At 55.5% G+C, this 22204-nt stretch carries 18 protein-coding genes and 1 tRNA gene; 9 read left to right on the top strand and 10 right to left on the bottom strand.

Features of this window, described 5'->3' with window-relative positions:
- Positions 1–75: 75 nt before the first annotated feature.
- Positions 76–1287: an HD-GYP domain-containing protein gene (locus N1030_RS15525; protein ID WP_265826427.1), complete on the bottom strand. Its 1212-nt coding sequence runs from the start codon at positions 1285–1287 to the stop codon at positions 76–78.
- Positions 1288–1436: 149 nt separating this feature from the next.
- On the opposite strand from N1030_RS15525, the gene N1030_RS15520 reads away from it, so the two are divergent.
- The gene (locus N1030_RS15520; RefSeq protein WP_265826426.1) at positions 1437–2708 is read left to right on the top strand and encodes an EAL and HDOD domain-containing protein; all 1272 of its coding nucleotides are present in this window, start codon (positions 1437–1439) and stop codon (positions 2706–2708) included.
- Between the two features lie 31 nt (positions 2709–2739).
- Here the strand turns inward: N1030_RS15520 and queF are convergent, their stop codons facing one another.
- The 6 genes from queF to N1030_RS15490 all read right to left on the bottom strand — a co-directional run bounded on the left by queF (position 2740) and on the right by N1030_RS15490 (position 8009).
- Positions 2740–3585 (bottom strand): NADPH-dependent 7-cyano-7-deazaguanine reductase QueF, encoded by an 846-nt coding sequence (gene queF, locus N1030_RS15515; RefSeq protein WP_265826424.1) that lies wholly within the window; start codon positions 3583–3585, stop codon positions 2740–2742.
- 9 nt (positions 3586–3594) lie between these two features.
- A complete protein-coding gene (gene queC, locus N1030_RS15510) occupies positions 3595–4254 on the bottom strand; it encodes a 7-cyano-7-deazaguanine synthase QueC (protein ID WP_265826423.1) in 660 nt (219 codons plus the stop codon).
- A complete protein-coding gene (locus tag N1030_RS15505) occupies positions 4255–5136 on the bottom strand; it encodes a 7-carboxy-7-deazaguanine synthase QueE (protein WP_265826422.1) in 882 nt (293 codons plus the stop codon).
- Positions 5123–5533 (bottom strand): 6-pyruvoyl trahydropterin synthase family protein, encoded by a 411-nt coding sequence (locus N1030_RS15500; protein ID WP_265826421.1) that lies wholly within the window; start codon positions 5531–5533, stop codon positions 5123–5125. Before N1030_RS15500 ends, N1030_RS15505 begins: the two co-directional genes overlap by 14 nt.
- 147 nt (positions 5534–5680) lie before the next feature.
- Positions 5681–6841, bottom strand: coding sequence for a hypothetical protein (locus N1030_RS15495; protein ID WP_265826420.1), 1161 nt, complete (start codon positions 6839–6841; stop codon positions 5681–5683).
- 421 nt (positions 6842–7262) lie between these two features.
- Complete coding sequence (locus tag N1030_RS15490; protein WP_265826419.1) at positions 7263–8009, bottom strand: enoyl-CoA hydratase/isomerase family protein; 747 nt, start codon at positions 8007–8009, stop codon at positions 7263–7265.
- Positions 8010–8264: 255 nt separating this feature from the next.
- Between N1030_RS15490 and N1030_RS15485 the strand changes: the two genes are divergently transcribed.
- The 4 genes from N1030_RS15485 (at position 8265) to N1030_RS15470 (ending at position 10622) form a co-directional block, all read left to right on the top strand.
- On the top strand, positions 8265–9314 hold the full coding sequence (locus N1030_RS15485) for an FUSC family protein (RefSeq protein WP_265826417.1): 1050 nt from the start codon (positions 8265–8267) through the stop codon (positions 9312–9314).
- A 186-nt stretch (positions 9315–9500) separates the two neighbouring features.
- Positions 9501–9986: a DciA family protein gene (locus N1030_RS15480; protein WP_265826416.1), complete on the top strand. Its 486-nt coding sequence runs from the start codon at positions 9501–9503 to the stop codon at positions 9984–9986.
- Complete coding sequence (locus tag N1030_RS15475; protein WP_265826415.1) at positions 9983–10447, top strand: hypothetical protein; 465 nt, start codon at positions 9983–9985, stop codon at positions 10445–10447. The genes N1030_RS15480 and N1030_RS15475 overlap by 4 nt, the downstream gene beginning before the upstream one ends.
- A 97-nt stretch (positions 10448–10544) precedes the next feature.
- Positions 10545–10622 (top strand) — tRNA-Glu (locus N1030_RS15470).
- A 165-nt stretch (positions 10623–10787) separates the two neighbouring features.
- On the opposite strand, the gene N1030_RS15465 is transcribed toward N1030_RS15470, so the two are convergent.
- From N1030_RS15465 to N1030_RS15455, 3 genes are all read right to left on the bottom strand, one after another.
- Positions 10788–12749 (bottom strand): hypothetical protein, encoded by a 1962-nt coding sequence (locus N1030_RS15465; RefSeq protein ID WP_265826414.1) that lies wholly within the window; start codon positions 12747–12749, stop codon positions 10788–10790.
- A gap of 15 nt (positions 12750–12764) precedes the next feature.
- The gene (locus tag N1030_RS15460; protein ID WP_265826413.1) at positions 12765–13784 is read right to left on the bottom strand and encodes a glycosyltransferase; all 1020 of its coding nucleotides are present in this window, start codon (positions 13782–13784) and stop codon (positions 12765–12767) included.
- 864 nt (positions 13785–14648) lie between these two features.
- The gene (locus tag N1030_RS15455) at positions 14649–16679 is read right to left on the bottom strand and encodes a methyl-accepting chemotaxis protein (RefSeq protein ID WP_265826412.1); all 2031 of its coding nucleotides are present in this window, start codon (positions 16677–16679) and stop codon (positions 14649–14651) included.
- Between the two features lie 249 nt (positions 16680–16928).
- Here N1030_RS15455 and N1030_RS15450 point away from each other — a divergent pair, with 249 nt between their 5' ends.
- The 4 genes from N1030_RS15450 to N1030_RS15435 all read left to right on the top strand — a co-directional run bounded on the left by N1030_RS15450 (position 16929) and on the right by N1030_RS15435 (position 22109).
- Entirely contained in the window at positions 16929–18242 is a 1314-nt protein-coding gene (locus tag N1030_RS15450) for an alpha/beta fold hydrolase (protein WP_265826411.1), read from the top strand.
- 9 nt (positions 18243–18251) lie between these two features.
- Positions 18252–19067, top strand: a complete 816-nt coding sequence (locus tag N1030_RS15445) for an MlaA family lipoprotein (RefSeq protein WP_265826410.1) — start codon at positions 18252–18254, stop codon at positions 19065–19067.
- Positions 19068–19242: 175 nt separating this feature from the next.
- On the top strand, positions 19243–20475 hold the full coding sequence (locus N1030_RS15440; protein WP_265826409.1) for an HDOD domain-containing protein: 1233 nt from the start codon (positions 19243–19245) through the stop codon (positions 20473–20475).
- Between the two features lie 5 nt (positions 20476–20480).
- Positions 20481–22109 (top strand): sensor histidine kinase, encoded by a 1629-nt coding sequence (locus N1030_RS15435; protein WP_265826408.1) that lies wholly within the window; start codon positions 20481–20483, stop codon positions 22107–22109.
- The last annotated feature ends 95 nt before the right edge of the window (positions 22110–22204 follow it).

Here is a 22204-nt window from a genome sequence, read left to right as displayed (position 1 = left end):
AGAACAACTCGCCTGAAAAACAAAACGCCGTGGCGGCTGCAACCGTCACGGCGTACTATTTTCGCTCATCGACTCTCAAGCCGCCTTCTCGAGTACGGCCACCGGATCTATACCCACTTCCAGCGGATCAAGCGTGGATTCGATGCGCACCTTGTACTGTCCGGCAAGATCGAGTTTGCGCGGCACAATGGGGCCGGCCTTGTCTGCCACCACAGTAATCAGCGGGTGCAACGGCTCTCTGGGATTTGAGATGGTAACCACCGCCACATGCCCGGTATTCAGACGCACAGTACTGCCCACCGGATAGATGCCGAGACACTTGATAAATCGCTCCACGTAACCGGGATGGAATTCCTTGCCGCGCATGGAATACATGAGCCCCAAAGCCTTGTGGGGGTGCATGGGCGCTTTGTAGACCCGCCTGCTCGACAGGGCATCATACACGTCCACCACGGCAATGATGCGACCCATCTCGCTTATGCCATCGCCGGAAAGCCCACGCGGATAGCCAGTGCCGTTGAACTTCTCGTGGTGCTCCAGCATGCCCATCATAATGGCCTGTTCAATGCGCCTGCCGTCATCCTGACCATACAGATGCTTGCAACCCAGCAGCGGATGCTGCTTTATCACCGCAAATTCCTCGGGCGTAAGCCTGCCCGGTTTGTTCAACACGGCAGAGGGTACCAACTGCTTGCCCACATCGTGAAAAAGGCCCGCCTGACCAAGCATGCGCAGCTCATCTTCGGTCTTGCCAAGAAAACGACCGAAAACCACGGACAACACAGAAACATTCACGCAATGTGAAAAGGTGTATTCGTCAAAGGTGCGCAGCTTGGAAAGACCGGTCAGGGCATCGCAGTTGCGGGTCACGCTGCCGATGATCTCTTCCACCAACAAGGAAGAGTCTTCCAGATCGATAGCCTTGCCCATACGCACCCCATCCATCAGGGTGCGGGCATAACGCACGGTATCCGAATATACGGACTTGGCCTTGTCCATCTCTTCAGCCACGGGAATAATGGGCGGAGGAGGAAAGAATTCCGGCAACCCTTCAAGATCGCGGGAAAGAGCCTCATCACCATTCTCGCCCCCCAGAACCGCCCCCATACTGAGTTCAGTGTCAATGACGGCTTCGGTGTAGCCTTCGCTGATGATGGCATTCAGCGTTATCTGCGAAGAAATCATTCCCTCTTTCATGTACAAATAAGGATACTCCAACCAGGAAAGGCCGGAGTCCACCACATACATGCCGGGACGTATGTCATCTATGGCAATTTTCTTCAGCACACTTTGACCATACCAAACCTGCACAAGGAAGTATACGCCCGCATCTCTAAGAGCCCTACTCTGCCGGATCAACATTGCGCCCTGCACCGGCAACGGCTATATTGGAGATAGTGGAAGACTCCCTGCAAAAGCATATCCAGGTGCACCAGATGGACGACTCCTTACAGACAGAGCATCAGCCTGAACCGATATTCGTTGCCCGCCAGCCGATTTTTACGGCAGATCGGGACATATGGGGCTATGAGCTTCTTTTCCGTCACAGCGGTGCAGCCACAACCGCGCAAGTGGCCGATCAGGACGTTGCCACAGCGCGTGTCATAGCGGACGGCTACATGCTGGCGCAGGCGCAGATAGCGCCTGACAAACGCATGCTCATCAACTTTCCCCGCAACCTTATTCTTTCGGACGCAGCCTTTGCGTTACCAATCCACCAATGCGTACCCGAAATTCTGGAACATGTGGATCCCACGCCTGATATAATTACCGCATGCTCCCGACTGAAAAAGGCGGGATACACACTGGCGCTGGACGATTACGTAGGCCAGCCCGGGTATGAAGAGCTCATACGCATCTCCGACATTATCAAGGTGGAAGTGCTGAACATGAGCCCGATGGATCTCATGAAGACAGTGAACAACCTGAAGCCGTACGGCGTAACCCTGCTGGCGGAAAAAGTGGAAGATGCCGCCATGTTCGAGCTGTGCGTCCGGCTTGGGTTCTCCCTCTTTCAGGGCTACTACTTCAGCAGACCGGAAATCGTGCCGGGCAAGAAGATTTCTTCCGCCCAACTGGTCAAGACCCAGCTGCTTGCCACGCTGGGCAAGGACTTCGACACCAAGGAACTGTCAGCCATCATTTCCCGCGACGTATCCCTCACCTTCCGCCTGCTCCGCTACATCAATTCAGCGAGCTTCGGCATACGCAGGCAGGTGGAATCCGTCCATCAGGCCCTCACCCTGCTTGGACAGAACCCTATCCGACAATGGCTCATGGTCGTTCTGGTAGCAGACATGAACCCGAGCCATGCAGCACAGGAAATAACCTTTCTTTCCGTGTTGCGCGGCAGATTTCTGGAAGAAGTGGCAAAGGCCGCCACCACCTCACTCGACCTACCCAAGGATTCCATGTTCCTCATCGGCCTGCTGTCACGGCTTGATGTGCTGCTGGGCATGCCCATGGCCGATCTCATGGAACAGATGCCGCTGGACCCTCTCATACAGGACGCCTTTCTCGGCAAACCCAACAGGATACACGCATGGTTGACGTGCCTCAACGCATTGGAAGAAGGGCGCTTTGACGAAATGCAGACCAAACTGGATGCACACGGCATAGACCTAGAGGCCGCCGCCAAGGTACGCCTTGCCGCGACCAACTGGACACAGCGGATACTCGGGCTTGAAAGCGTCGAACCTCCCTGCTAGCAATGCAAAAGCCCCCTTTCGGGGGCTTTTTTTACTGTCGAGGATCGCGCAGGTTGTCCCACACGCCGTCGTGCGTCGAGCGCACGGGGTTGATGTCTATGCCGCCGCGACGGGTAAAGCGGGCGCTTACCTCCAGCTCATCCGGTCGGCAGTGCGTGAGGATGTCTCCGTAGATGCGTTCCACGCAGGCTTCATGGAATCCCTGATGCGAACGGTAGGAGACGAGATAACGCATGAGCCCTTCCGGATCGATGCGCGGACCGGCATACACCACACGCACGGTGGCCCAGTCCGGCTGGCCGGTTACGGGACAACGGGAGCGGAACAGACGGGAGAACAGAATCTCGCGGGCCGATTCATCCGTAACCTTCAGCAGGGACGGATCGATATCGTAAACAAAGTCCGCGGTGCCCTGCGCCGAGGCAAAGTCCGCCACTTCTTCCACGCAGACGCCGTTGGGCTCTGCAATCACCACCTCGCTGAAGCGGTGAGGCTCAAGCAAATCCACGGTCACGGGCGCGCCGGAAGCCTCAGAAAGATCGCGTTCCATGGCTTCACGAACCGCTGCGGCACTGTCAAAGCGGGTCATGTTGAACGAATTGCAATACAACTTGAGCGACTTGGACTCGATGAGAAACGGCGCTTGCCACGGCACCCGCACCACAGCCATGCCCACCACGGGCAGGCCGGAAGGGGCCAGCCATGAAAGCTCGTAGATATTCCAGATATCTTCGCCATGCCTGAGCAGAGCCGTGTGAATGCCAGCCGCAGTGCGGCCCAGTTCCCGCGGAATGGGGCACAGCTGTTTGGGATCGTACTGCAGGCTGTAGTCCACCTGCCTGCCCAGAACAAGCTTGTCGGAATCCATTACTGACATGCTCGCCTCCTATTTCAGATAGGTTGTGGGGTCCATGCCTTCGTCATGCCGCAGGGCGAACTTGCGCTCATCGCATGCGCCACAGGTGCCGCAGTGCACCTCGCCACCCTTGTAGCAGGTCCAGGTGGCAGCGAAATCCACGCCCAGCGTGCGGCCAAGGTCACCGATCTCGCGCTTGTCCATATCCGCAAAGGGGAAGGCCACGCGCACCTTGCCGTCCGTACCGCACAACGCCGCCCCGTTCATGGCCTCGTTGAATTCGGGACGGCAGTCCGGATAGATATGATGATCGCCGGAATGAGAGCCGATGAGCACGCGCGAAGCACCCACAGATTCGGCATAACCAACGGCAATGGCGATAAGAATGCCGTTGCGGAAGGGCACCACCGTGCTCTTCATGGAGTCGGCATCATACGCGCCGTCGGGGATGGCTTCCCCGGACTGCAGCAGCGAGGACGAAAAAAGTTCGTTCATGAACGGCAGCGGCACAATGGCGTGATCCACGCCGTAGTGCTTGCAAAGCCCTGCCGCCATGGGCAGTTCGCGGCTGTTGTGCTTGGAACCGTAATCAAAGCTGAGTGCCGCCACGCGGGTGCCCAGCGATAGTTCATGTGCCAGCAGCACGGCGGAATCCATGCCGCCGGAAAGTACAATGACTGCATCCTTCATCTATATTCCCTTCCTGTCGTCAAACGTCAGAATATGCAGGCGCGGCGCGAAGTTGAAGCCGTGCTGCACGCATAATTCCCACACCAGCGCCATATTCCGCAGTTGCTCGTCCTTGCGGGAGCCACGCGGCATGAGCCACACCTTGTCAGGCGAAACTGCATGTGCGCCTATGAAATCCAGAACGGACCTGAGCGCGGCATTCTCGTCATGCTGCTCATGTCCCGTCCGGCAATCGATCACGAATTTGAAGGCATCCACACGGGCCGCATCCCCGGCCGCAAGGGCCAAAGCTCCGGCACAGCCGCCCATGGCGGCATCGGCAGGCTTGGGCGAACACACCACAAAACCGCCGCAATCAGCCGGAATACCCGCTTTGCCGCTTGTCTCATACTGAATGGTGCGGCCGACACCCGCAAGTATATCCGCAAGAATGGAAAGGCCCGCATCCCACTGCCTGAACGGCTCGCCGCCGGTGATAACCACCATGCGGTACGGATGGCGCAGCACCGCCTCAAGCACAGCCTGCGGCGTCATGGGCATGGCACAGTCATCGGCGTGCAGAGCCTGCGGGGTGTCGCACCACGCGCAGAACGGCGGCACGCATCCGGCCAGCCGCACGAACACGGCGGGCTGCCCCATGAACGGGCCCTCGCCCTGCAGGGATGCGAATATTTCCGTCACCGCCAGCAGAGGCCCGGAGCCGCTCTGCACGACATCGCAACCATGTATGGAGACTCCGTTTTTCCCGCCGCCAGCGCGCCCTTCGGCAGACGCGGCAACAGCATCGGAAGGCGCTGTGTGCCTACCTGACGCTACGGAAGAATCGAACTGAACGGTTGCGGAAGTCTCTGCGTGTTCGCCCTGCGGCTTACGCGGACGCATCGCGGGAGCAGGTCGCCCATGCAGTGGGCGTTTCGTATACGGTTACCCGCTCCAGCCGGTAGCGGTCAGACGCCAGCGCACGGTCAAGCACGGCAAAGATGTGCATTGCCATGTTCTCCGCCGTGGCGGGCTTGTCGCGATACTCGTCAAGATCGTTGAGGCTGGCATGGTCATAGCGGTCCAGCACCTCGCGGGCCACTACGGCCTTGAGCGCGTCAAAGTGCAGGATCATGCCCGTCTCGTCAGGCGTGCCGGAAAGCATGACCTGAAGACGGTAGGTATGACCGTGGAGCGTAGAGCACACGCCGTAGATGCGGCGGTTCTCCTCGTCGGATTTGCCGGGAATGCACAGCCGATGGGCTGCGTGAAAGGAAAACTCTTTGGTAATGGTAAGCATAATCCACCTATTGCCCGATGCCACGGCACCGGAGCGGGAGAGGGAGAATTTCTATAGCGGGTTGCCACTCGTCCGCTATGCGTTGAACGCGCCTTTGTTCACTCAAAGGAGATGATACGTCAAGGAAAGAAAAGAGCAAGCCCCGCATTACCGTTTGAGTATGTCGTCCGTAATCTCGAACACCGGCTCTTTGTACATGAAAGGTTTTCCGCCACGCTCCTTGAGCAGCCTCCTGTACGTATTGTAAATGACGAACAATTCCTCCAGCCCGAACAAAGCAAAAATCCAATAACAGTACCAATCCCCCCATCTGTCGCTCAGCACGACAGCAAACACCTCCACGATGCCTGCACATGCGATGAGGATCACTTGCACCAGCCTTCTGTTAACCGTCGAGCTTGGAATCCATCCACTGCGGATGCGACTCAACGTGTAAACGCGTATCCAGCGACGGGCCTTGTGCCGGAACAGCGCCGTCATTCCATACGCACCAACTGCAAACGCCCCGCAGACACCAAGGGCAAGGTCTCCATGAAATCCCATCGCCCTGTTCACAACAAGCCCCAACACCGCGGCAAGCAACCAGATGTTCAAAATGACGCAGGCGGGTTGACCTACCGTGTGTATCTTGCCGAACCGTACCCCGCCTATGGCATTACCATATTGCAACAGGTCTAAAACTGGCAGCCCCAGCAACAGCGCAACGCCCCTTGCAGAAAGGCCACGATGCGGCGCAACAATCAGCAATATCAGCAGCCCGGCAAAGGTGAAACTGAACTTGGCGCACCACCCACGCCGCATGAGCGAAGGGTACCCCGCTGCCGTTGGCAACATCCTTCCGAATGGCCGTCTGTAAAAGAAAATATGGGCCATCGGCACCAGCATGCCGGCGAGGATTCCCAAGGCGAGATAGCGTCCGAGCAGCATCTCCATATTCGGGGCAACTGTCGCATCACCCGTTACAATGTCATTGGCAACCGAGCTCACCATCAGAAGCAGCAACACCAGAACCCAGGCAAGGCTCTTTGGAACGCACTTGCGTGACAGGCGCAGCGAAAGCAGACGCAGCAACCTGCGCTCGGCATAGGCATAGCCCAGTGTTGCCAGCATGGCGCCTAATGCTACCGCCCCTGTGACAATTGTCTTCTGTTCCGGCTCCCAGCTCCCCTGCACCAGAAGGAACCAAAGCGCCAGGAAACCACACCACCATATGGCAAACACAGCCATGCGGAGAGCATTGACGCCCTGCTCCAGTTCCCGAAAGGAAATATATCTGCTTTCAAACTCTGCGCGCAGCAGGTGCTGCAATAAACGCGGCACCCACGTCAGACCGACAGGGGCAAGACAAAGAACAAAGAGCCATACGGCGGAACGCAGGGCATCGTCGTTGAAGGGAACGCAGAGAAGAGGAAGGGCCATGGCCGGAGCCAGAATGTACTTGAACCTGTAGAGAAAGGATCGGATATCCATGCCCGCTCCCTCAACACAAAACAGGACCGCTCTGCACGGAAGATTTCCGTGAAAGGCAGTCCTGCGTCTGACGGTCATACAAGGTATATCTGCGTTTCATATCACACTCCGTTCAAATAGCCCCCGCCCGCAATGCGGACAGGGTGTTTTCCCCGAGATATGATGCCCTTCCATGCCCCCATGGAAGTGCGTAAAGCGCATTCTTCAACTATGCGATATTGCAAGAATCATCAAGCGGAAACACCGCCCGGTGCGCTGGCTACCCGAACTGGTCCAGCGTCTTCATCATCTGCTTGTTTTCGTAGCTGAGGTATTCCTCAAGGTCGCGGATACACCAGTTGGTGAGCCGCTTGGTTCCGGTGATGGTGCGCGGGGAAACATTCTCGAAACGGGCGGCATAGGCAAAGGCGGCCTCTTCCATCTGCTCCTTCGGCACCACGGCATCCACCAGCCCCAATTTCAGAGCCTGCTGCGCCGAAAGTTCACGCTCTGCAAGCAGCAGTTCATATACGGCGCGGTTTCCCAGCTTTCGGGAGACGAAGTAGGGCAGCCCGCCCTTGGGCAGAGTGCCGATATCCAGATAGGAGTTATGGAAGACGCTGTCTTCGGCAACAATGCTGTAGTCTGCCGCCATGGAAACACCGAGGAAGAAGGTGAGCATATCGCCGCAGCAGGTATGTACCACCAGCTTGCCGGAACGCACCATCTCCAGCATCACCTGATTGACGGCGTTGCAGAAGCGGTGCGCTGCCTGCTTCTCCATGCCCTCAAGTTGTTCACGGAAGAAACGGACATACTCCTCAACCCCCACTCCGCAATAGGCGGTGCTGAGAATGATCACGGAGATATCCTTGTCCATGCTCAGCGAATCAAAGGCGTTCAGCACCCTGTCGCGCCTGCCGAGATCCTTGATGTTCTGGAAGAAGTCGCCGCACAATCTGAGCAGCGCGGCACGGCCTCGGCGTTCGATCTGGAGAATATCATCACAAGCCTGCTGATCCGTCATGGTACACCTCCTGTCCACCTGCAATCGACATGCATTCCTGCTCCCGAACAGCCCGCAACCCGGCATTCTGCCGCCGGACTGTTCGTTCCCGGCAGTTTGGTGTATACATATCACAAGCAATGAGCGCACACTATCATTTTCCTTGTACGCTCCGTCCTTGCCAGCAACGAACCTTATGCGTAGAGCGTGCTGGGCAGCCGCTCAGGAAAAGGCCGCCCAGTACGACACAACACCATCAACAGGCCAAGAACATATATGCCCCTTTCAGATCTGGACTCCACAGCGGCACATATCCGCCACGGCATCAAAACCGGCATCGCCGCCCTGCTTGCACTCGTCATCGCCTCTCTGCTCGACCCCAAGTTCGGCATGTGGGCCGTGGTTTCCTCCGTCATCGTCATGCAGGTGAACGTGGCCGAATCCATCCAGATGTGCTGGTATCGCTTCACAGGCACTGCCGTAGGTGCCGTCATAGGCATTCTCGGCATTGTTCTGTTTCCCCCGACATTTCTGGGCACCTCGCTGGCCCTTTTCACGACCGTAGGCTTCTGCGCCTACATGACGCGCCACAATCCCCGTTACCGCATGGCGGCCATTACCGTTGCCATCGTACTCATCGCCAGTCTGGGGGTTGAGAACCGGATAACTTTCAGCCTGATGCGTGTGGTGGAAATCGCCATTGGCGTGCTCTGCTCCTATGTGGTTTCCATCTGGATTCTGCCCGCCCGCGTGGGCGAGGCGCTGAAGGCCCGCCTGCAGAACCAGTTCTCCCGGGCAGCGGACACATACGGACAACTGGTGGAAGACTTCCTCGGCGACAGCGTCTCAACCACCGAGGAAACGCTGGCCCCCCTGCTGAAGGACATTGCAGGCAACCGCGACCTGTTCCGCAAGATGCTGCGCCATGAGTCACCGCTTTTTGACGACAACGCCTCGCTCATGGACAGGCAGATCGTGGTGCTCGAACAGTGCGCCCGGCATCTGGCAGGCATGCTGAGAACCGTGCAGGACATGCGCGAAGGCGGCTACAACCTCATCATGGCGCCGGAGATTCGTGCCGTGGTCACGGCATCACGCGAAGCCATGCGGGCCATAGGGGAAGGGGTTGCCCCAAGCGTAGAATCCCTGCGCGCCCTGCTGGACAAGTCTGACCGCAAACTTGAAGAACTACGGGAATCGGGTGCCACCAAGCGGTTCTCTGTACGCGAACTGGTGCAGGTGCTGGCCTTTTATCACTATGTACAGCGCATGGGCGAAGACCTGCAGACCGCCTTCATACGGCCGGACGGTTCCGCGCGCGTATAGTTGCGTATCCGACAGGGGGCTGTTCGTTGACAGCAGCAACACTGTCGGCATATGCTGAACGATACTCCGCAGTTCGGGAAGGTGGAGATTCCCGGCTGCAATCTCAGCCTGCAACCTGCCGCGAGCGTGCGGTCCGGAACGCTGTTGCAGGCCAGACCGCTTTTTTGCCCGTACGGGCGGATACACATGGAACAACGCATCGGCGAGGCGCTTGACCGCCTGCTTCAGCGCAAAGGCGCGGGAACAGGCTTCAAGCTTACGCAACTGTGGCGCAACTGGGATATGGTAATGGGGGAAGAGCTCAGACTTCTCGCCATTCCGCTCGGGCATCGCAAGACAACGCTGATCATAGGTGCGGAGGATAATATGGCGCAGCAGGAGCTGACCTATTACACCTATGAAATCATCGAACGGGTCAATGCGTTTTTGGACGAACCCTTTTTCGACAAGGTGCAGGTGAACCTTCTCATGGGCAAGCCTGCGCTGGACGAGCTGGAAATGCCGTCCATCGAGCGCTTTGTTCCCGAACTGCCGCCGCGGCCGGCGAAGTTGGGAACCCTGCTCGGCAAGCTCGACCCGGCCTCGCCGGTAACACGCTGTTACGAAAAATACGTCCGCATGTTTGACGATGCGGAGCGGCAGCGACACAGACACGAAGGAGATGACAGATGAGTGAGACCCAGACCTCTGCAACCCTCAACCCCGCAGACAAACCCCTCGACAAGATGACCGTCAAGGAGCTGCGTGAACTGGCGAGCACCCAATACCCCCAGATCAAGGGCATCTCCAGCCTGAACAAAGCCCCCCTCATCGAGGCCATTCAGGAAGCCATGGGCGCACCCGCCGCCCCTGCCGCTGCCCCCAAGGCTGCCGCCCCCAAAGCCCCCGCAAAGAAGACCAAGGAAGCAACCCCCAAGGCAAAGCTTGTTCGCCTGCCCGCTTTTGCAGCCGACCAGTGCGCAGCCAGCACTCCCGCCGGCAAGGCCAAGGCCGAAATTCAGTTCCTGCGTTCCTTCATGGCCGAAAACTCGGACAAGGCCGCCCGCACCGCTGCCCGCAAGCAGATGAAGCGCCTGAAGAAGCGCACCCGCCGCATGGGCGCAGCCCCGGCTCTCGCCGCTTCCGAAGAATAAATGCGGCATGTAAAAAATCCGCTTGACTTTCCGCGCACTGTTCCATAAAAGTGCCTCTCGCTGCAGGGGAACACCCCTTAGGCGAAAACAATCAAGCGTCCCCATCGTCTAGCCTGGCCCAGGACACCTGCCTTTCACGCAGGCGACAGGGGTTCAAATCCCCTTGGGGACGCCACGAGAACAAAAGCCTCGATCGAAAGATCGAGGCTTTTTTCGTTACTGGTACATCAGCAGACCTCTTCAAAACTCAACCAACAAACTCCAGCGTCTTGTTCCGGCCACAAAAAAGCCCCCGGCGGAGAACCACCGGAGGCTTTGGACCAACTATTCAAAACAATCACTACTGCACTGGTCGCAACATATAGGACGAAGACTCGTTTGCTATATCATTCACCTTCACAACCCTATACAGCAGGGCACTTGCCCCCTCTGCCGGAAGGTGGTCCTTAAACAGTTTACGGAAGCAATCGGTCGAACCATCCGGAGACATGAAATAACGGTACGCCCCGACAGACTGCACGAGCTCGGCCTGACGACTCTGCACCTTATCCCCTTCACCGCAAACCCCTTCCTTCGTCTGAAACTCTCTGACTCTGACGGGGAAATAACGATACGAGGCTGTACTCCAAAGCCCTTTCATCGGCCTGAGCACGGCGAAGAACAGTTCATCGTCTCCAAACACAACTCCGGCCTTCTCTGCAACGCCATACGTCTCGTAATAAGCCGTCACATCCTCACGCCAGTCCCGTGAAAGATAACGGAAGTAATACCCAGGCGTATCCCAGAAACAGAGCAACGCAAGCAGCACGCTGAAACCCACGACAAGGCGCTTTCGACACTTCTCTTCAAGGCCAATCTGCCCCACTTCTTTCTCAGCCAGTCGCCCTTCTCCCTCCGGTCCGAGCAGTATGGATACAGGGAACAGGAAATAAGCCATAAGAAATACGCCCGCATAGCGCGGCATGGACATAACGTTCAGCCCCTCGTACGGAGTAAATACAAAGAGCTCCAGATACAAGATGCTGATCAAATAGAACAGACAGGCACCGGTCAGCACAGCCCAGGCCGCAGCCAGATCACGCCTGCCACGCCTGCGCTTGGCCGCAGCCATAAGAAACACCACCGAAATACACACAAGCCAACCCACAACATGCAGCTTGGGCAGCTTACGGTAATCAGGCTCCAGCCCGACAGATTCGGCCGCCTTGAAAACCAGCCTGTCGGCATGGGAGATATTATTGATCGGCATGGAAGACAATGCAGCGAAGAATGCCTTAACGATACGCCTGTCCAAGTCCTGCGGCTCACCGGAAAGCATGGCGGAAATACGTTCTGCGGGCGCTCTGAAGGGGAGTTGCTTCTTAACGCTGTATACCTCGTTCCGAACCTTCCAGCTTGCATTCAACGCAAGCGGCAAGGCCAGCAGCAGTACAAGAGCCAAAACCGCGTTACGCCGCCCGGCATCACGGGAAAACAACTCCCTGCGCCAGACAACAAGGGTAAACAGCGCAACCAGAATCACCAAAACGATGCCGGGGCTCTTAATCAGGGTTATAGCCGCCGCCGCAAGAGACAACACGACAGCCTGCGCCCTCTCAACGCGAACGCGGAATACGAACACCAGCAGGGAGGCAAAGCCGATGCCCAGGAATACATCTACAAACAGCTTGAATAAGGCTCCGCGCCCCAAAGCCTGCACGACGAGAAAAATGCTCAGCACCAGCAAGGCAAGCGCCCCCCAATGCTTCCAACGCATGCGGGTAAAGAGAGGGGCGCCAATCATGCCAACAAGCATGGCATGACCATAATACAGTGTACTGTCCTTCATGGGCATGACGGAAAGACAGAAACGATGGAACAGCGCCGCACCGGGAAAGTATTCCTTCCAGCCGACAGGCACTTCATTGGTGACATAGCTATTATAATAGAACAAAGCCTTTGACGCCTTGGCCCAATACTCTGCTTCGGAAACGTAGTGGACAAGCGCATCGTGATTCATCACCCAGAACAAACTGATGAAACCGACGGGAACAAGCACTTCCGGCAAGACGAGAAGGTGCAGGTCACCACTTCTGGAAAGCCGCCGCACAGCCAAGGGCAATAACACAAGCCCGAGCCCCAGCAACACCCATGCAAACTGAAAGGCATGCATAAAACCCAAAGGATACATGCCGAGCATGACAATGCCCACTGCGGCAAAGAGATTGATCCCAGGATCCTTTCTGGTGAAACAGGTCAGGGCAAAACCGTAGCCGAGCACAGAAGCCAGAGGCAGCAGTGCGGAGGCAATGGATAAATCCATAAGACACTAATCCCGTTAGCTATGTTTGAAAATATACGTGCGCTGCACAACGAAGTTAAAGAAGAACAGCAGGGTTTCCGCAAAGAGTTTGGCGACAATGACATTCATGCCGGCAGCACTCAGCATACGGATAAGCAAATAGCTAAGCACGCCTGAAAAAACCACCAACCCAAGATATTTGGGCATGGACGAGGCGACACTATTATCACTGCGGAAGACTTTGCTGCGATTAAGGGAGTAATTCAGGCACAGGGATCCCAGCCTGCCGAGCACCTGACATCCTGCAATGTTCGGCCAGACAAGAAAGCCGATGGCAAAAATTACATTATCGACAACAGCGGACAGCACGGAGGATACGACAAAACGAAACAAGACCAGATAAATTCGCATAGAATCCATAATCGGATTAAAATGCGATGCTGCATTGTCGTCTATGTAGATAGTCTGAATGGCCACCTCATGAATCCGATACCGTCCCTTGCATTGCATGAGCATATCCATCTCGAACTCGTACCCGTTTGCATCAATGCTCAACAATTCAGGAAAGAACCCGGCAGGAATGCCACGAAGGCCGGTCTGAGTATCTGAAATAGACTGCCCGGTAAAAAAACGCATGAGACTGCGGGTAAGAACATTGCCGAAACGGCTCCTCAGCGGAACTCCTTCCCCAAAACTACGCACCCCAAGAATCAACGCCTCAGGATTACGCTCCAACTGCTCAGCCACCCGAACCACATCCTGAGGAAGATGCTGCCCGTCTGCATCAAGAGTGACCACCCCTGTCAAATCACGGCCCTTTTCCATTGCAAATTTAAGAGCCGTTTTGAGGGCTCCCCCTTTACCGCGATTGACCTCGTGCACAAGCACCTCAACCCCGAAGCCCTTTACCTCGGAGAAAAAGGGAGCACACACCTCCGCCGAACCATCGTTCACAACAATGATCGATTGTGGAGAAACGCCAGACTCTATAAGTCCTTGCACAACGGTCACAAAACTGCTTCCCGGCTGATACGCCGGAATAACATAATAAATCATACTATAACTCTCTACAATTACTCACAAAAAATAAAAACACGCAACCGCCGTGAACCAACATTATTCTTAGCAGCTCCCACCCCAGAAGGGTTGTCACTCACTACATGAAGAGCATAGGTATTGCAAACACAATCACCAGCACCGAGTTTGCCAAAAATCAAAAAACAAAACTACAGAGCACAACAACACATCTTAGAAAGCAAAAACCCAGACCACACAAGCATCAACGCAAAATAACAATTTCACCGCACTACATAATAAACACAAAACAACAACGACAAATCAACATATTCCACGCATAACATAAACGACAAAACCACACATCGCAAACACAATGAAATAATTACGAAACCAAAACCAGACAAACAAACCAACAAACAAATCAAATTTACAATATTATAGAACAAAAACATAGAATTGAAGACATGAGGCTGATGAATTAAATTCTAACAACACAGAGTAACAATTCGAATATCTAATTTTGTTAAAAATCAACGTCAGAAGAAAGAACCTGCACTTCCGTCGCTGACTAGCAAAGTGCCACACGGCGATACGTTGACATACTGTAATCGAAAGAAACTCAGCGCAATTTTCAAAACACCAGAATCAAACGTAACGCTTTTTAATAAAAATCAACCCGGAAGAACAATGCATCATATATCAAGATCCTCGCAACCGGCTTTGTCCCGAAGAAGAAGCATCCCAAGCACCCCCCCATTGTAAAGCTCAAAAAGAAGCTCAAGAAACTCAAAACCTCACGTTACCCAATATTACACCTCCATTGTCAGAACAAAAAAGCCATTCCGATAACCGGAATGGCTTGTTCTTGTGCTTCCGTTAAGCAGCTATATATCCAGCTACTTCTCAGCGGCCCCCTCCCATGCCGGCCACGGTGCCGCTCAGTTCCTTTGCAAGCTCGGTTAACCGCGCCACAGACTTTCCCGAACTATTCAACTCGTGTGAAGCATATGTTGCGGTCTGATGGATTTCCTCGGACGAACGGGCAATCTGTTCGTTGGTAACGCTCTGCTCTTCGGCTGCAGTAGCAATGGAGCGCACCTGGTCTGCCGTTCTGCCAGCAAGGCGCAGAATTGACTGCAAAGCGTCTCCCGCGCGCGTTGCCAATTCAACGGCGTGCTGAACCTTCACTATCGTTTCACCCGTGTTCCTGTTGTTCTTGTGCGTGCTTTCCTGTATGGCTCCCACATAATCCGCCACCTGTTTGGTCGCCTGCATTGTCTTTTCGGCCAGTTTACGCACTTCATCCGCCACAACGGCGAACCCACGACCGGCATCACCGGCACGGGCCGCTTCAATAGCAGCGTTCAGGGCAAGCAGGTTGGTCTGGTCAGCGATATCGTTGATTACGGAGATAATCTCGCCAATTCCCTCTGCCTGCTTTTCAAGCGTTTCCATGTCCTCTTTGAGCATCTCGCCCCGTTCGCTCACCTCGCGCACCGTTGCAATGACACCACTCACGATATCTGCTCCGCCGGTGGCTGTTTCGCGGGTGTCCGCAGCCAGTTGCGCCGAATCCGAAGCGCTGTGCGCTATATCGGCAACGGTGGCGTTCATCTGTTCAATGGCCGCGGCCACATTGGAGGTACGCTCCTTCTGGCTCTCCGCGCCGGACAGGCAGGAAGCCACAACAGACTCAAGATCACGGGCGGCGGATTCCAGTTCATCGCTGATTTTTGCAACTTCACCGGCACTCTGTGCCAACTTGTTGTTCTGTTCATTGATCAACGCCTCACGTTTTCGAGTCTCCGTAAGGTCAAAGAAGCTGGAAATGGCACCAAGCAGATTCCCGTCCATGTCATGAAAAGGAGTCGCCTTCACGTCTGCAACCACCCTGTTGCCCCGCCCTGTGACCAGCGTCATCTCCTTATGCACGTAGCTCCGTTGCCGGATCGCCTCGACACAAACACAGCCCGCTTCCCCTTCAGCTTCAAACAGGCGACTGGTGGGACCGCCAATATATTCCGCAGGGTCACCGCCCTTCTCTGCGAGTCGCAGCACATGATTATTGGTCCAGTCCACACGACCTTCGGCGTTAGTGACCACACATGGAACCGACAACCCTTCAAGCACGCCCTGCGCATAGGCTATGCGCTTACGCAGTTGCTGCACCATGAGATTGAGCGACTCCATCAGCACAGCCAATTCCCCGCTGAAGCCGCGAACATCGATCTCATTATATTCGCCCCTGGCAACGTCTTCGGCAAAGCGCTGGGCTGTCCGCAAAGGGGTCGTTATAGATCGCAGAACGAGCAGGCAGCTCAGCCCCAGAAGCACACCGACACCTCCAAGAGTCGCAAGCGCGACAAAACGCGCATCGCTTACAGCCCCTGAAAAGGCTGTCATGGATTCATCAAACCCCGCATCTTTGATGCGGATGAGTTCACCAAAATACTTTCGTGACTTCTGCGCCAACGGCGTAGCTGACTTGCCATACGCCTCATAATGCCCATGACGCTCTTCACGCGGCACAGATGCCAACTCGCGGGAAAAACGTCTGCCATCTTCCACAAATCCGAGTGCGGCCTCCTCCGCTCTGGCAACCAGCGCCCTTTCCTCATCATTTGCAGCAGTACCCCGAAGTACCTTGAAGCTGTCTCTGATATCGGCAATGCGCTCATCAAGCCTCTTCATATCCTTGTCATAGTCACTGCCCAGCATGATGTTGCGCGTCAACCTACTTATGTAGTTGATATCACGGTTAATGGCGAGCGTGGCCATCTTGCCGTCTATGTGGATTGCCTTAGTCTCCTCAAAAGCCCTGCCCAAACCTGACATCGCAGAAAGGGAAACAACAGCCATAACCCCCATGGCCAGCATCCCCGCAACGCTGAGCAGCAAAAAACGGGCTGAAATAGTCTTTATCCAGAACTTCATGGAAACACTCCTTGTTAGCATATGCAAAACCCACCTCAATAATGAGCGCGGACCAATTTGCAACCGCTGTTCCACAAAGAGACCGACTCCAACCACGTGAAATATTAACCCCATACCGGTATCGTTCTGCAAAGCGCAGATGACATCTGCTACGTGCATTTTACAGCAGATACATCACCCGACAGAAGTTGCCCCCACCCCCCCCTTCTGCTATTAAAATATAGATACGCCAAAACACCGGAGTCCCCCATGCATCGTAACGCCATCCCACGTTCTCTGCTCAGCCTTATTCTGTTGCTTGCAGTGCTGACAGGTGCTTCCATCGCCGGAGCCACACAGCCGGCTGCCGCAGACACAACGGAAGACTATCCCTTCACCAACCGCTATCAAGCCACGGTTTTCGGGACACCGCCGACGCTACGCTACCAGTTCAAAAAACGGATCACTCCGGTTACACCCTCTTTCAAATCCATCAGCATCAGGGACAGACAGGTTCCGGAGATTTTCTGGTACTGCGAATCAATCGAGTATTCCGAAATGCTGCAGCAGGGCGAGGCCCCGCTCATCTACATCATCGCCGGCACCGGTGGCCGCTTCAGCTCCTCCAAGATGGCGTTCCTGCAACGCCTCTTCTACGACGCCGGCTATCACACGGTCGCGTTGTCATCTCCCACGCATTTCAACTACATCACCAGCCTCTCCAAGCACGGCATTGCCGGCTACGTGCCCTATGACGTGGACGACCTTTACACACTCATGCAGTGGATACGGAAAGATGTGGAAGCCCGCCGCAAGGTCAGCGGTTACAGCGTCACAGGCTACAGCCTCGGAGCCATGCATTCGGCCTTTCTGGCGGAGCGGGATGCTAGGGAACAGCGTTTCAACTTCGACAAGGTACTGCTCATCAATCCCCCCGTGGACCTCTTCAGTTCCGCCACCACGTTCGACTCCTGGCTGAAGGATCCTGACGGCAAACATAGCCCCCAGAAGGCCATAGACAAGTTCATCCACAAGTTCTCGGAGTTCTATAAAACCGGAAATTTCGCGCGATTGGACAGTGAAGTACTCTACACGTTCTTCAACACCCTCGACATGGACGATATGGAACTGAAGCAGCTTATCGGAGCAAGCTTCCGGCTGACGGCATCGTCCATGATCTTCACGTCAGACGTCTGCCTCAATGCGGGCTACGTTGTCCCCGCAGATACGAAGCTGGATACGGCCAGCCCGCTGCTGCCCTACTTCACCACCGCCAGCAAACTTCCGTTCGAGGACTACTTCCACGAATTCCTGCTGCCCTACCTGCAATATGTGGACGCGGATATGACAGAAGAAAAGGCACTTGCAGACTGCTCGCTGCGCAAGATCGCCCCGTTCCTGAAAACCACAGACAACATCCTGCTGGTCGGCAATCTGGACGACCCCATCCTGCAACCGGATGAAGTACGCTTTCTGCAGGATACGCTGGGAGAACGCGCCACGTTTTTCGACAGGGGCGGACACTGCGGCAACATGCAATTTGACCAATTCGCCCGCGCCATGCTGCGCGCCATCACCCGATAGGAGCCAGCCATGCGTACTCTCAAACAGCACAACGCCACATTCCTCCACCTGACAGCCGCCATGCTCTGCCTTTGCATGCTGACAGCATGCGGCGCAAAACAAATCGCGCCGGAGCGGATGCTGGAGAAATCCGCCTTCCGTACGCCGGTTTCCCATGCCGTTGCCCCTGAGATGCATGACGAGTTGAACAACAATTCCATGCTGTTCGTAAACGATCCGGCCGAACGCATAAACAGAACCATCTACACGTTCAACGCCCGTCTCGACCGCGCCGTGCTTATTCCCGTTGTCACCGGCTATCAGGCTGTCGTTCCCCCGCAGATACGTTCCGGCGTCTCTAACGGCATAAGCAACATCAACGAAATTCCGCGACTTGCCAACGCCATGCTGCAGGGCAACCCATCCAAGAGCGGCATCATCGCCGCCCGCTTCATCATCAACTCCACTCTCGGCATTGGCGGACTATTCGACCCGGCCACCGAGCTTGAATTCTATCAACAATCTGAAGATTTCGGGCAGACGCTGGGCGTCTGGGGCATTCCGCAGGGAGCCTACGTGGTTCTGCCTCTCTACGGCCCCTCCAGCATCCGCGATACTGCAGGCACTGCAGGCGACATGCTCTTTGCCTACTACCAGATGGAATACCTGTATGACCTTGCCGAGATCGACAACCGTGAACTGGCCCGCAATACCAACACGGTTGTCCGTGGCATCAACACGCGATCCGGCATTCCCTTCCGGTACTATACGATGGACACCCCCTTCGAATACGAAATACTCCGGTTCGCCTACATGAAGGCACGGCAACTGGAAACTGAACGATAAGCTTCCCACCCCAAAAAACACCGCCGCAGACCCGAAAGGCCTGCGGCGATATTTTTTGTAAGAACAACAACTCACCGGAAATATCATATCCCGCATGGACAGGATGCCATAGGTTAGTCAGAAGGCCAACTATGCGACTTTTCTGTATAAGAATACTGATCATGCGGGAGTGACAATGGGAAGGGTCAATGCATCCGACTTACGTGCAGGAATGGTGCTTGCCTCCGATGCCGTTGGCACCAACGGTCGGTTGCTGTTGCCCAAGGGGACGACGCTGGAAGAACAGCACATTCGGGTGCTGAAAATCTGGGGAGCGCTGGATGCCGACATTCAGCACATGTCCGGAGATGAAGCATCCCAGGCATCACTTGACGACATCCATGAAGAACACCTCAAAGCGGCGCGGAATTTCGTGGACTGCCTGTTCGACGATGCGGACCTGACGATTCACCCCATGCACGAACTGCATACGGCCTGCATCAAGCTTTACGGTGCCCGGGCAGAAGCGGGACAACAACTCTCCCCCGACGCATTCAACTGGACCCCCATACCGCATCCGGACAACATCCCCCAGACAGCCCTGAATGAATTCGTCAGTACGGACAGAGGGCTGGCCTCGTTCCCCGACATCTATTTCCGCATCAACAATGCGCTGGAAGATCCAAGTTCCACTGCAAACAAACTTGCGGACGTCATCTCAAAGGATCCCAGCATCAGTGCCAAGCTTCTCAGCCTGGTAAACAGTCCGTTCTATGGATTCGGGCAACGCATTGATTCACTCAGCCGCAGTGTCGCGCTGGTGGGGGCACGCGAGATCAGCCAACTGGCTCTTGGCGTAGCGGTAATGGATCTTTTCATCGGAGTGCCGGACGGTCTCATCACCGTTCGCGGATTCTGGCAGCATTCAGTTGCCTGCGGCGTACTGAGTCGCATCCTTGCCTCCCATATCACCGGCATGCAACAGGAACGCTGTTTCGTCATCGGCCTGCTCCACGATATTGGCAGGCTTGTCATGCTCAAGCTGGCCCCCCAGCACGTGGCCTGGGCTCTCAATCAATCCCGCACGGAGCACATCCCCCTGAACGAGGCGGAACAATTCGTCTTCGGCTTCGATCATACGGACGTGGCAGAAGCCCTGTTCAAGCGCTGGAACCTGCCGGAAGAATTACTGGACGGTGTCGCATCACATCATGACAACGACGCATTGCCCCCCAGAGAAGCCGCAGTATGCGCCACGGCGGACACTCTGGCCATTGCCATGGGCTATGGCGCCAACGGCTCCATCACGGTACGGACCATCCCTCCCGCAGTCTGGCAGTCCCTTGATCTGCCCGACAGCGTGCTAGAGGCGACAATGCTGGCTGCTGAACGACAGATACACGACATCACAAGCATTTTTCTCAATTGAACACCATGACGCAGGAACAGATCATCCAGTTTCAGGAAAAGCAGCTCGAACTGCTGCGACGCGAACGGGCCGCCGCCATGGAGGCACTCGACCTTGCCGCCTCGCTGGGCAGTTTTGCGCCCTCCCTGTCACAACACTCGGACTGTCTGCCCATTTTACGGGAAACCTGTCTGCGCGCCCGCAAAATGATAGAGATGGAAGGCATTGCCATCTATCTGGCGCAGGAGGGGACCTACGATTTCTCCTTGCATTATTGCGATAATCCCGAAGTAGCGGACAAGATCGAGCACGAAATCAACGGACTTATCGCAGACAACTCCTTTGCCTATGCCCTGAAAACCAACGAACCGCTTTTCTTTCTCACACAAAACGGCGGGCAGCACATACTGTTGCACGTGATCAGTTCCGCCTCCCGCATCAAGGGAATGCTGGCAGGCATTCTCCGGCAGGACAAAGACAGCATTCTGGATACCACGCGCAAACTCTTCTCCGTGGTCATGCTCTCCGCCGCCCATGCCATGGAAAGCCATGACGTGAACAAACTCTTTGCGGAAGACAACAAGAGGCTGGAACATAAGGTACAAATCCGCACCCACGCGCTTGAAGACACCAACCTGCAACTCAAGCTGATTTTCAACTCCATCCAGACAGGCGTACTCATCATCAATGCGGAAACACAGATAATCCACGATGCAAACCCTGCAGCGCTGGCCATGCTCCACTGCAATGCGGACGACCTTATCGGCAAACCATGCGCAAGCACCATCTGCTTCGAGCATCAGACCAACTGCCCCTTCCATTCCGACTCTGCCCTGCGCCACAACACCGAGCGCACCCTGCGCACCATCAGTGGAAACGAAATTCCCATCATTGAGAACGTCAACGAGATCATGCTGAGCGGACAACGCTATTTCCTGAAAAGCTTCATGAACATCTCCGAGCAGAAAAAGCTGCAGCAACTCAAGGAAGACGTTGAACGCATCACCCGCCACGACCTCAAATCGCCGCTCAACGGCATCATCAATCTGCCCGACATAATAAACGAGGTAGGCCCGATCAATGACGAGCAGAAGGAAATGCTCAAACACATCAAAGAGTCCGGCTACAAGATGCTCAAGGTCATCAACATGTCGCTGGACCTCTACAAGATGGAAACCGGAGCCTACACCTTTGCACCGGCACCGGTAGATATCCTGCAGGTCATGCATAAAGCGTTGATGGATCTGGCCCCCCTGTTCAGCGCCATGCAGTTGACGCACGCCATCACGCTTGATGGCAGCCCGCAACCAACTGGAAAGAAAATACTCGTGAAGGGAGAGGAAACACTGCTCTATTCGCTCCTCTCGAACCTGCTCACCAATGCAGCCGAAGCCTCGCCGCGCGAGCACCACATAAGCGTGGGCATCCTTGCCAAGGGCGAAAGAATTACCGTGGACATTCACAACTTTGGTGTTATTCCAGCCGAAATCCGAGACAAGTTTTTCGGCAAGTACGTCACCTTCGGCAAGAAGGGCGGCACCGGTCTCGGAACCTTCTCTGCCAAGCTCATTACAAACACGCTGGGAGGAAGCATTTCCTTCACGACCTCGGAAACGGCAGGCACCTGCATCACTGTCACGCTCCCCACCCCCTGAGGCACGGTCCCCCCTGCCCTGTTCCCTCTTCTCTCTCCTCGCATTTCAGGATATGCTGTTGCTCCGGTTTGCAATGCCGGCAAGAGCTTCACGCC

This window comes from Desulfovibrio mangrovi (genome assembly GCF_026230175.1).
Classification (GTDB): Bacteria; Desulfobacterota; Desulfovibrionia; order Desulfovibrionales; family Desulfovibrionaceae; genus Halodesulfovibrio; species Halodesulfovibrio mangrovi.
Note: the sequence above shows the minus strand (reverse complement) of the source record. Positions and strands in the feature narration are given on the sequence as shown.